The sequence below is a fragment of the Bacteroides sp. 1_1_30 genome (assembly GCF_020982715.1).
GTDB classification, from domain to species: domain Bacteria; phylum Bacteroidota; class Bacteroidia; order Bacteroidales; family Bacteroidaceae; genus Bacteroides; species Bacteroides xylanisolvens.
In genome coordinates this window covers 21851-35322 of sequence record NZ_JAJKHN010000025.1, presented here as the reverse complement: position 1 = coordinate 35322, position 13472 = coordinate 21851, and the positions used below count along the sequence as shown (strand labels likewise).

Annotated in this window: 7 protein-coding genes; all 7 read left to right on the top strand. The window is 41.7% G+C overall.

Annotated features, from left to right (window positions below; translation table 11 throughout):
- The first annotated feature begins 12 nt into the window (after positions 1 to 12).
- Entirely contained in the window at positions 13 to 3357 is a 3345-nt protein-coding gene (locus tag LPH68_RS09410; RefSeq protein ID WP_230296917.1) for a PL29 family lyase N-terminal domain-containing protein, read from the top strand.
- A 30-nt stretch (positions 3358 to 3387) separates the two neighbouring features.
- Positions 3388 to 5808: a PL29 family lyase N-terminal domain-containing protein gene (locus tag LPH68_RS09405; RefSeq protein ID WP_225739704.1), complete on the top strand. Its 2421-nt coding sequence runs from the start codon at positions 3388 to 3390 to the stop codon at positions 5806 to 5808.
- Between the two features lie 12 nt (positions 5809 to 5820).
- On the top strand, positions 5821 to 6702 hold the full coding sequence (locus tag LPH68_RS09400; RefSeq protein WP_008642877.1) for a PL29 family lyase N-terminal domain-containing protein: 882 nt from the start codon (positions 5821 to 5823) through the stop codon (positions 6700 to 6702).
- Positions 6703 to 6715: 13 nt separating this feature from the next.
- Entirely contained in the window at positions 6716 to 7654 is a 939-nt protein-coding gene (locus LPH68_RS09395; protein ID WP_008020125.1) for a glycerophosphodiester phosphodiesterase family protein, read from the top strand.
- 39 nt (positions 7655 to 7693) lie between these two features.
- Positions 7694 to 8776 carry an SGNH/GDSL hydrolase family protein gene (locus LPH68_RS09390; RefSeq protein WP_004312647.1) on the top strand — a complete coding sequence of 361 codons (1083 nt, stop codon included), beginning with the start codon at positions 7694 to 7696 and terminating at the stop codon, positions 8774 to 8776.
- 123 nt (positions 8777 to 8899) lie between these two features.
- Entirely contained in the window at positions 8900 to 9886 is a 987-nt protein-coding gene (locus tag LPH68_RS09385; protein WP_004312646.1) for a FecR family protein, read from the top strand.
- A 23-nt stretch (positions 9887 to 9909) separates the two neighbouring features.
- Positions 9910 to 13452, top strand: a complete 3543-nt coding sequence (locus LPH68_RS09380) for a TonB-dependent receptor (RefSeq protein ID WP_008998020.1) — start codon at positions 9910 to 9912, stop codon at positions 13450 to 13452.
- Positions 13453 to 13472 lie beyond the last annotated feature (20 nt).

Below are 13472 nucleotides of genomic sequence, written 5' to 3'. Positions count from 1 at the left end.
TATTTAAAGAACATGAGAAATTTTCTACTTTTATTCCTGCTACTCATGCCCGTGATTGGCAGTTGCACCGATGACTATGATGACTCGGCTGCCTGGAAGGACATTGATGGAATCTACAAAGATCTCGATCAACTGAAAGAGAAGCTAAACAGTTTACAACTGCAAGCGAATGCGTTGAGCCAGATTGTGAAAGGAGGAGCCATCACCTCTGTCACAGAAGCTGCTAACGGTGGTTATGTCATTTCTTATAAAGGAAGTGACAATATTGAGCATAGTTTCACCATTGCTACCACTGACCAAATGGTTTCCAGTCCGATTATCGGAATACAAGAAGAAGCCGGAACATATTATTGGACTACTACCACCAAAGGTCAAACGACTTTCCTGCTGGATGCCAACAAACAAAAAATACCGGTATCAGGTAGCGCCCCTCAAATACGAGTGGATGAGAATGGATATTGGATTATTAACGGCCAGCAAATTCTAGACAGCAACCAAAAGCCGATTAAAGCTGAAGGAAAAACAACTTCACTTATTACTAAAGTGGAAATGAACGATAACGGAACTGCTTCAATTACTCTAGGCAACGGAGAAACTCTATCGGTCAATACCTTTACACTATTTAATGTGGAGTTTAAAAATACAGATCAGACTGCCATTTCTCCTATTATTATAGAGGAAGGAACAAAAAACCTTACCTTAAATTATAATATCATTGGGAAAAAGGCAGCACAAGCATTGATGCTCATCACACGCAACGACGATGGATTAGAAGCCAGGTTAAATAGTAGTAATAAAACATTGGTCGTCACCTTCGCTGATGATTTCGAAGAAGGGGTAACAATGATTATGCTTTATGACACTGAAGATAACGTACTGATCAAACCGATGCGCTTCACTTTGCCTATCATTGAAAACGGAGGCATTGCTACTGCAACAGACTTCAAAGCATTTATAGATGCTGTGACCAGTGGAAGTAGTTTGCGTAAATTCAAAGATACGGAAGGAAACGTTATTCTGTTGAACGATATTGATATGAAAGATATCACGTTGACGAGCGGTGCAGGAAGTAATGTAACAAGCAATACGACCAACGCCAATACAAAAGTGGTTTATACAATCGGCGAGCAAACCTTTAACGATGTATTTGATGGTAAAGGACATTCAGTTATTAATCTGACTTTTACATATAATCTTGAAGACGGCAATATTGCCCATGGATTATTCAATGCACTCGGCAGTTCCGGTGTCATCAGGAATTTAGTGATTTCGGGTAATGCCACCATTACAGGTAAAGCTCCGCAAGGAGCTGCTATTGGCGGCTTAGTAGGCTATTGTGAGGGAAGCATAGTGGCATGTACCAACCAAATAAATCTATCTTTTGAAGGAACAGACGCTGCTAATGTAGGTGTTCGAATGGGAGGTTTAGCAGGTGTATTATACGGAAATAAAATAGGCGACACAACACAAGCAAACGGTTGCAGCAACGAAGGTAACCTGACGTGCAGCAACATAGTCAACACTGCTTCCGGTGCCTATTCAGCTTTCAACCAAGGAGGTATTGCGGGATATATAGAAAATGATGAGGCTTATATCGGCTACGCAATTAACAAAGGAAATATCAGTGCACCTTCCGGGCGTGGTGGTGGAATTGCAGGAACTCTACAGGAAGGAATTATTGAAAACAGCACTAACGAAGGAGTCATTCAAGATGACGTGAATGGTGTTTTTGCTTCAACTTCCAAACGATATAATGTGAAACGCATCGGCGGACTTGCAGGAGGTATAAATACAGATAAATACCTCAAAAATTGTATTAACAACGGAAATGTCTATTCCCAAAACGGAAGTCGTGCAGGTGGATTTGTCGGACACAATGCCGGATTTGTTCAATCGTGTACAAACAATGGAATCATCTTGTCCGATGCAACTGCTGATGGAGCCAACAAACATGGTGCCGGATGGGCCTGTGGTTATAGTGGCACCAAAAACGGTACGAACTATATCACAGATTGTCATATCGGAGGTAAAGTTGGAGATTACAGTATTTACAAAAATAATCCGGAAGATACTCCGGGAGCAACTTACAGTAACGCTGTCCGTCACGGAGCTTTCTCCAAAGAAGCCAATAATTTCTCTAACCAGGATGAGGCATACTATGACTGGCAGGTGACCGAGGACCGTGAACTAGCATCAGGTATTGTGTACAAACACTACTCCTTTATCAATTTCAATCAAAATATCTATGCTATTGAAATTGACATGAACAACCCCAAAGTTACATTCGAGACAGTCATGGCAGACGAAATTTGCCCAAACCCGAATGGTAATAATAATTCAAATAATGGTAAAGTCCTCCGCGAAACCTTATCGGAGACTTGTACCAGACGAAGAGATGAAGGAAGAAACATTATTGTAGGTATAAATACCGGCTTCTTCAATTCACATGACGGCTTCCCCAGAGGAATGCATATTGAAGAAGGAGAACCGGTATTCATCAATAACCCGTATGTACGTTCTATCTTAACTAATCATGTCTGGGGATTCACCTTCTTTGACAACCGTACGGTTAGCTTCGAAAAAAGAGATTTCACAGGCAAACTGAAAGTTGGTACCAAGGAATATGAATATTATTCAGTCAATGATACTATTGTCCGTTTGAGTGGAAAACCATCATACGATGCAAACTTGTACACCTTCAGGTATGTAAAAGAGCCCCATCCCGGATTAACTAACCCGATAGGAACTAAAGCCCTATTTATCATCGGCAAGAACAACCAACCGCTAAAGGTTAACTCTGGTGATTTTGAAGCCACAATTACTAAAATCATTGACGGACGAGGCACTACAGTAGAAGCCCCATACGTAACAGATAAAAATGAATGGGTACTGCAAGTAACAGGAGACAAAGCTGACGAACTAGTTCAAAACCTAAAAACCGGTGATAAAGTACAAATCAGTGCCGAACTTAAAATAGGCAGTTCTACTAATCCAATCAAAGTACACAACTCCAGTATGTACCGCTATGTATATAATGGCGTATACTCTGCACCTCCTAAAAAAGAAGATGCAGAGACAATCAACCCGACCACCAATCTCGGTATGACACAGGATAAATCAAAGATTGTTATTTTCTGTGTAGACGGAAGGACAGATAGTGACAGAGGACTTGATTTCTACGAAGCTTACCGTGTTTGCAAAAAGTTGGGATTATATGATGTAATCCGTTTCGATGGGGGAGGCTCTACAGTAATGTGGACTTATGAGAATGGTATCGGAAAAGTAATCAATCACGTGTCGGATACGAAAGGTGAGAGAAGTTGTATGAACTATCTGCATGTCAGAGTACTCGAATAATGAATCAAACGAATGTTAATCACTGAATATATGAAAAAGTTTATAAGTATATCATTATTTATATCTGCCTGTTTTCTGGGAAGTTGCAGTTCTTACGACGACGAACGAATCTGGCAGGACCTCAACGAAATAGAAAAGACGATCGGAGATTATGAAGCTCAAGCCGAAACATTGACCAAGCAAATGACTTCACTGTCTAAAGTGATCGGGAGTTCGTTTATCACTTTAATCAGTCAGGATGCCGATGGCAACCACGTAATATCTTACAGTGACGGTGGTGGGGAAACCCACACCGTTACGATCGCTACTCAAGAAGATGCCATCAAACTTCCTATCATCACGGCCAAACAGGATACTGACAGTAAATTCTATTGGGCGCAGACGACTGATAAAGGGAAGACTTATACATTCATTCTCGACGGTGACGGAAAGAAATTTCCGATAGGCGGAACGATGCCTGACGTTAAAATAAACGAGAACGGTTATTGGAGTGTGAATGGCGCCAGCACCGGTGTATTAGCCAATGATTTAAGTAATCTGTTATTCAAATCGGCTTATATAGATGATAAAACAGGAGAAGCCGTATTTATTCTGGCAGACGGTCAGGAATTGCGTATGAGTTTACAAGAGGCACTCGGTATCCGGTTCAACAGTCCGGTTTACAATGCAGTAACAGACTATGCTACTCCGGTTAGTATTCCATATGAAATATATGGTACCCAATCGGAAAATGCATATGTAGACTTGTTTACTGCCTACAATATGGAAGTCAAAATAGATAAAGCCTCTTCCACCCTCATCGCTACCATGAAAGAAGGAGCGACTGAAGGAAATATTCTGTTGCTGGCAAGTGCAGGAAATAATACCGTATTGAAACCGATATACTTCACATACGGTACCGCAATTCTGGACGATCCACTATACCAAGGTCATGTAGGTCCTATCCAACTCAAAGGCACCCAAATGGACATAGAAATGCAGATATCTGCCAACATATTCTATCAGGTCAGTACAGAAAACGAGTGGATCACTTACAAAGGAACCCGTGCATTAATTACAACCACACATGCCTTCACCATTCTGGCTAATGAAACGGGTGACGAACGTTCCGGGAAAATAATATTCTCTAATTCGCTGTATAATATATCTTCAAGTATCGATGTGATACAAGAAGCTAAAGAAGTGGAAGCTAAAGGAGGAATCAGTACTGCTGCCGATCTAGTTAATTTTGCAAAAGCCGTAAATAACGGAACAAGTACCTCCCGCTGGCAGAATGACGCCGGAGAGATAGTATTGTTGAATGATATTGATATGTCATCCGTGACCAGTTGGACACCTATCGGTGATATAGATGCTTCCAACTATACTACGGCCGAACCCTATGTTTCCATACATCCGTTTACTGGAACTTTCAACGGACAAGGCCATGCTATCAAGAACCTGAATTGTAGTGCAGATATAACAAATGGTGGATTGGCGTATGGTTTATTCGGTTCGATAGAAAATGCGACAATCAAAAATTTAGTTTTAGGAGATGCCAGTACCACTATAACTTGGATGATGAGCGGAACAGCATCTAAATATACTGTCATAGCTCCTCTTGTCTGCTTCGCCAAAAAATCGGTAATAGAGGGCTGTACCAACTATTATAATATCGACTTCACAGCCGATAATAAATCCGGAGAATTTAACGCACTTTCCGGCCTGGTAGGTACAATTGCCAACACAACCATTGGAGGAGAATCCAAAGCACAAGGTTGTTCCAACAGAGGATTTGTCCGTACAGGACGCATCAGCAATACAGCTAATGGCGGTACAGGTATGCAGACAGCCGGAATCTGCGCCTTCATGGCTAAAGCAGAAGGAGGAAAATTGAATTACTGCACCAACTATGGCGATATCAGTTGTCCGAGCGGAAGAACGGGCGGAATTGTAGCAACACTAATGTATGGTAACATTTACAACTGTGACAACAGAGGAACCATTGAAGATGACAAAGTAGGGCAACATGAAGGCAAAGAAGCGAGTGTGACCTACAATTACAAACGTATGGGTGGAATTGTAGGAGGTACAGACGACCTGAAAACCAAACCGGAATATACAGTAGAGTCCTGCACGAATTACGGAAATGTCATGACTCACCTAAGTGTCCGCACAGGAGGCATCATCGGTCACTCTAACATACAGATTATCGGTTGCGTAAACAAAGGTGCTGTTTTGGGAGATGTATTCACCGAAGGAAATGGGACCAACAGACATGGTCCGGGCTGGTTATGTGGTTATTCTGGTGCTTCCACTGCAACCTGGACCAATTGCAAGGCTTGTGTATGTGGAGGCTATGTCGGTGATTACAGCAAGTATAAGGACGATCCTACTTCTGCACCAGATGCCACTAACCAGAATGCATTTTGTCATGCAAACCAAAATTTCGATCCTAGTATTAATTTCTAAAAGACACAAGATATGAAAAGAATATATTTTGTCTGTTCGGTGCTTTTTTCCCTCCTGCTCACCAGTTGTGGGGATTATGATGACTCTTCGATTCAGAATAAGCTCAATGATTTCAAAGAGCGAATAGCCGCCCTTCAAACCAAAGCGGATAAACTCAATGAAGATATCTCAAAACTGGGATATTTGACGGAAGGAAATGTAATTACCTCTGTTTCCCGAAACTCGGACGGGCAATATGTTATTACCTATAAAGACAACAATAATGAAGAAAAAGCAGTTGTTGTAGCAACCCAGGAAGATGTAATAGAAGCCCCTATACTCGGTGTACGCCTCAACGATGACGACCAGTTGTATTACTGGACCACCACTATTGGCAATGAGACAAACTGGCTCACAGATGATACCGAAAAAAAAGTACCCGTCTGTGGCTATACCCCCGAAATGGGGGTAAATGCCGACGGTTACTGGACAGTCAATGGTGAGATACTCAAGGATAACAAGGGGACTCCTATTACAGCTACAACCGACGAGACGGCCATTTTTAAAAATATTACCAAGACTGATGAGGGATATCTCAAAATCACATTGGGTAATGGGGAAACACTCACACTGGAAGTGTTCAGTTCTCTGAATCTCAGGTTAAAAGCAAATGCTGTTACAAAAATAACCGATCTTTCCAGTCCCCTAAAAATTGAATATGAAGTAACGGGAGCATCTGCAGAAGAAGCATTAGTCACTATTGCCCAAGCGGTGAACGTAAAAGCAACAATCGACAAAGAGACTCATACCCTTACTGTAATATTCGAAAACAATTTTGATGAAGGTCATGTGATCATCACAGCTTACGATCTTCAGCATCTTGTACTTCGTCCTCTTTTATTCAAAAAAAATTAATCCTTAAAATGATATGAATATGAAAAAAAGAATCTTATTCACCGGACTTCTTCTGTTGCTGACTCTAGGCACTTTTGCAGTCACTCCTGTCGCTCCGGACAAGACACATGCGCAAAAGATAGTAGAAGCCATTCACAATCCGAAAACAGACTATGTAGTGGTAGTATCCCACCGGGGAGACTGGCGGGATTATCCGGAGAACTCCATCCCTGCCATCGAATCGATTATCCGCATGGGAGTTGATGTCATGGAACTAGACCTGAAACTAACAGCAGACAGTGTACTTGTCCTTTGTCACGACGGTACTATCGACCGGACTACCACAGGAAAAGGCAGAGTCAGCGACGTAACTTACGACTATATCAAAAGCTGTTTCCTGAAAACAGGTCATAACTGCCCCACTAAATACAAGATGCCGACCTTAAAAGAAGCATTGGCCGTCTGCAAAGACCGTATAGTGGTTAACATAGACCAAGGGTACCAATATTATGATTTGGTAATGGCTATCACAGAAGAATTGGGAGTCACAGAACAAATCTTGATTAAAGGTAAAAAGTCGGTTGATTTTGTAGATGCACAAGCTAAGAAGTATAAACACGCCATGATGTACATGCCCATTATTGATATCAACAAACCAAGCGGACAAGATTTGTTCCGTCAATATATGGACAAGAAAATCATTCCTCTAGCATATGAAGTATGCTGGCAGCAAGAAACTTCGGAAGTAAAAAAATGCATGAAGGATATACTTGCACAAGGTTCTAAAATCTGGGTAAATACTCTTTGGGCCTCACTCTGCGGAGGTGAAGAAGCAGGTATGTACGATGACTATGCTTTTGAACATGGGGCAGAAGTTTACCAAAAGGTATTAGATCTCGGCACATCCATCATACAAACCGACCGACCGGAGTTATTAATCAGCTACCTGAAGAAAATCGGACGGCACAATTAATCCCCGAAAGTAATTATTCTATTTACCAGATAAGAAAACATGAGAAATTTCAGATTGCTCCTTTTGGCTTCGCTTTTGGCACCGACTATCCTATGGGGACAAAGTATAAAAGACATCCGCTATGTAGATGCCTCCCAACTGACCCTTGTAGGAAAAGCCTTGCCTACCCCACATCTATATCACCGTATAGATACGGTAGCTTTCAAGGGATTTTCAAAATCAGAAAACCAGCAAGCCAGATGTTCAGCAGGATTAGCGGTTGTTTTCAGGACCAACTCACCCCAGATTGACCTGCTTCCCTCGTATAAATGGGAATACAGGAAAGATAATGTAACAGGAATAGCAGCTGCCGGCTTCGACCTCTATATCAGACAGAATAATGAATGGATATATGCCAATTCGCTAGCTCCTGCTAAACGGAACGAAGCGTTCACACTGATGTATGGTATGGAGCCAAAGGAAAAAGAATGTCTGCTTTACCTGCCGATGTACAGCGAACTCGAATCTCTGAAGATAGGCATTCAGCCGGGATCTTCAATCGAAACGATCCCGAATCCTTTTGGGCAAAAAGTCGTATTCTTCGGTTCCAGTTTTACGCAAGGTATTGGAGCAAGTCGTCCGGGGATGAGTTATCCGCTGCAAATAGAGCGTAATACAAACTTACATGTCTGCAATTTAGGATTCAGTGGCAATGCCAAACTTCAGTCTTATTTTGCGGAAGTGATAGCAGCCACCGAAGCCGATGCTTTTGTATTTGATGTGTTTTCCAACCCCGACGCAATGCAAATCAAGGAACGTTTACAAGCATTTGTAGATATCATTGTAGCCAAACACCCTAAGACTCCTCTGATATTCGTACAAACTATTCAACGGGGCAATGAAGCATTTAACACCTTGATTCGAGCCAGGGAGAGTGACAAACTGGAAATAGTAGAAACTCTTATGAAAGAGATCATCCGGAAATATCCGAATATCTACCTGATAGGCAATCCGTTGCCATCTCCCGAAAACAGGGATACCTGTACCGACGGAACCCATCCGTCTGACCTCGGCTACTACTTTTGGGCTAAGAATTTAGAGAAAAAAATAATCGAAATACTAAATAAAAACAAGTGCTTATGAATATGAGATCAGATTAAAAATACAAATCTATCCCAAATAGAATATCTTATTCAGAAATAATCAACATAATATACTCATTGATAAAGAAAAAAAATGCATTTTTGTACTTTAAACAAATACGCTATGAAGATAACTAATGACATATTAAAAGATTATTTCTATGATAAGTGTTCTCACGAGGAAGAAATAGAAATCCAAAAGTGGTTGACAGAAAATGACAATAGCCTAGTGGACCAGAGTTTCCGTGAGATTATCTCTGAAATTCAAATGGAGAATCATGAGTTATCTCAAAAAGCTTTTGAGAAATTTCAAAAAGCAACTCAACCCCAACAGGTCCGCACACCACGCCCGGGACTTCAGCGTTCAATCCGCTGGATGCAGCGTGTGGCAGCCGTCCTTTTTATACCACTCTTATTTTTAGCCGGATATTTACTTCTTGACAAGAAGGCAAATACACACTGGAATGATATCACCGTACCACACGGTATGCATCAGACACTCACTCTTTCGGATGGAACGACGCTCCATGTCAATTCAGGCACGCGAGTAATTTACCCTTCCGATTTCACAGAAAATAAAAGAGAAATCTTTGTCAGTGGAGAACTCTTTGCCGATGTGGCAAAGGATCCAGACAAGCCTTTTATCATTTCTGCTGGTGACGTCCATGTGCAGGTGCTGGGTACAAAGTTCAATCTCCGTGCCTACGAGAATATCGAGACAGTAGAAGTCGCGCTCGTAGAAGGTTCGGTACTGTTCAAAACTCCAACTCATCCTAATGAGATTTTGAAGAAAGGAGAAATGATTCAGTATAACCGAACTTCACAGAAGATTGTCCGCGATACATTCCTTGCCAATCTGTACAAGTGTCCGGCCAAAAACGAAGGATTCTATTTCAGTAATCTTCCCCTTAATGATATTGTGAAGGAACTGGAATATTATTTCGATACCAGAATCATCATATTAGATCAAAAGCTAGGTGACAGCACTTACATTGCTTACTTCACTAACGGGGAAACTCTCGATGAGATTTTATCCAATCTCAATACAGACGGACAAATGTCCATAACCCGGAGTCAGGGAGTAATCTTGATTACTTCTGCAGCTCCATAAAATTAGCAGTAGTATAACCTGATATGAAGCAAACTAATATTTATAAAAAATATATATCAACGATCTGGTTTGCTTGTGTGATGATATTTTTCTCTCAACCCATTCTAGCACAAGACATAACCTTACAATTAAAGAATGTTACTGTAAAAGAAGCAATAGAAGCTTTACATAAGACCAAAAATTATTCTGTTGTGATCAAATCCGCAGAGATCAACATGAGTAAAAAAGTGTCAGTCAATGCCACTAATGCGCCTATTAAGGCCGTTTTGGATCAGATTTTTGTGGGACAGAATGTTAGCTACGCCATCAACGGGCATAGTATCATTATCAGTAAAAAGTCAGATACCAGTCAGCAAAAGCCCGGTGAGAAAAAGAAACAGACGATTACCGGTATTGTTTATGACGAAGAAGGTAATCCTGTTATAGGCGCTTCAGTGATGAACAAAGAAACCGCACAAGGAGCAATTACCGATCTGGATGGAAAGTTTTCTTTAGAAGCTTTCATACCCTCAACAATCGAAATTTCGTACGTAGGTTATGAAATGGCAACAGTCAATGTAAAAGACAATCAGACCAAGACCATCCGCCTGATTCCTTCCAGCCTGATGATTGACGAGGTAGTCGTAGTAGGCTACGGTAGTCAACGCAGAAGTAACCTGACAGGTGCCGTTTCCACCATCTCTAGTAAAGACCTGAACAACCGCCCGGTAGTGTCTGCTGCCAATGCATTGCAGGGAGCCGATCCATCTGTAAATCTTACTTTTGGTACAGGCTCGCCCGAGTCAGGGTATTCATTAAACATTCGTGGAGGTATCTCTGTCAACGGTGGCACGCCGTTAGTATTGTGTGATGGTGTAGAAGTACCGCTAAATCAAGTCAATGCAAATGATATCGAATCGATTTCTGTATTGAAAGATGCATCTTCATGTGCCATTTATGGAGCAAAAGCATCGGCTGGTGTGGTACTTATTACCACTAAATCGGGAAGTGCCGCAACAAAAGGAAAAGCCAAAATTTCCTATAACGGTCGTTTCGGATGGACACAGAATACGACTTCCACTGATTTTATCCGTACCGGGTATGATTATGTAACTTTCGCCAACAAGTTCTACCATGCATACAATGGTGTGAATATGTATTTGTATGAAGATGAAGAACTCCAGAAGCTCTACGACCGCAGGAATGATATGACTGAGAATCCTGAACGCCCCTGGGTAGAAATCGGAGAAGACGGGAAGTACTATTATTATGGAAATACAGATTGGTATGGACACTTCTACAATCGCACCCGCCCACAGATGGAACATAACGTTTCCATCACCGGAGGTGGCGAGAAGGTGAATTATTATATCAGTGGACGCTACTATCAGCAGTATGGTATGTTCAACATTGATAAAGACCTCTATAAAGATTACTCATTCCGTGCCAAGATGGATGCCCAACTGAATAAATGGATAAAATGGTCGACAAATATCGGATTGGACAACAACAATTACAGATATAACGGAACTTCCAATTATGCAATGACCATTGCTCGTCTGGAATCGAATATCAGTCCGTCATTCGTGCCTTTCAATCCTGACGGAACAATTGTGCAATATACAAACCAACTTTATGCCAACTCCCCTCTCGGAGCCGGCGACGGTGGCTATCTGACATCTCAAAGAGGGCATAACACCAAATCCAGAACACTCTTGTCTGTAGTCAACCAGATTGATATTACTTTACTGGAAGGATTGACTTTGACTGCCAATTACAGTTATCAGCAAAGAAAACAGCTGTATCGCTATCGCAACAACTCATTTGAATATTCACGTAGTCAGGGAGTGACACAGACATTCACTTCCGGAAGTATCTTTAACAACTATGAAGAAGACGAATCTTTCCCCGTCACTCATATGCTGAATTACTATGCTACTTTTGAACATTCATGGGCAAAGAAACATAATCTTAAAGTGGTGGCAGGTAGTCAGTATGAGACTTACCGTAATGTCAACAAAGATACTTCCATGACCAACTTGTCCAATGATAACCTCGACTCCTTTTCGGCAGTAACACCCGAAAGTGTGCTTACCGTATCACAAGATATCAGTGCCTATAAGACTCTTGGTTTCTTTGGGCGTATCAACTATGACTACATGGGCAAATACTTGCTTGAGGTATCCTGCCGTGCTGATGGTTCTTCCCGATTTGCAGAAGGAGACAGATGGGGAATATTCCCCTCGGTATCAGCAGGGTGGAGAATTTCTGAAGAAAACTTCTTCAAACCTGTAAGTGACTGGTGGAGCAGTTTAAAATTACGTGCTTCTGTCGGCAGTCTGGGTAACCAACAAGTAGATTATTACGCTTATCTGCAAACAATCACTTCCGATAACCAATTCAGTTATACCTTTGATGGAGAAGGAAAAGCATACTATGCGAAAATTTCCAATCCAATCTCTTCCGGGCTGACCTGGGAAACTGTTACAACATACAATGTCGGATTGGATATGTCATTCCTTAGAAACCGTCTAAGTATGAGTGCCGACTATTACGTCCGTAAAACAACGGATATGCTGACCACCTCATTGACTTTACCGGATGTATACGGTGCTTCTACCCCAAAAGCCAATTGCGCTGACTTACGGACAAACGGATGGGAATTATCTGTTTCATGGAACGATTCGTTCAAAGTAGCCAACAAGCCTTTCCGATATGGGATACAAGCTACCTTGGGAGATTACCAGCGCACAATCACCAAATACAACAACCCGGACAAACTGATTTCCGACCACTATGTAGGAAAGAAAATGGGAGAAATCTGGGGATACCATGTAGACGGATTGTTTAAAACAGACAAAGAAGCTGCGGAATATCAGGCAAAGATTAATGACAAAGCCGTGAACGGACGTGTTTACAGTAGTAAAGTAGACGGTTATCTACGTGCCGGTGATGTACGCTTTGCCGACTTGAATGGAGACAACGTGATCGGAGCAGGAGCAGGAACCGTAGATGACCCGGGCGACAAACGGATCATCGGAAATACGACTCCAAGATACAACTATTCTTTCCGCCTGGATGCAAGCTGGAATGGTTTTGACGTATCTGCTTTCTTTCAAGGGATCGGTAAAAGAGACTGGTATCCGTCCTCCAGTTCCAGTTCACAAGGAGCGAATTCTTTCTGGGGCCCCTACTCTTTCCCTTCTACCTCATTTATAGAAAAGTCATTCCCGGAAGACTGTTGGACAGAAGATAACAGAAATGCCTTCTTCCCACGCATCAGAGGTTATCAATCCTACTCCGGAGGTTCACTCGGAACAGTCAATGACCGATATATACAGAACATTGCTTATCTGCGTTTCAAGAACCTCTCTATCGGATATACCCTGCCCATCAACAAGCGTTTTTTCGAAAAAGTCCGTGTTTATGTTTCAGGAGAGAATCTATACTATTGGTCGCCTCTGAAGAAGCATAATAAAACCATTGATCCGGAATTGGCTATCTCTAGTAGCACTTACTCATCCAACACAGGTTCGGGATATGCTTATCCACGTGTTTATACTGTTGGAGTAGATATTACTTTTTAATTAATGATTAATCAGATATA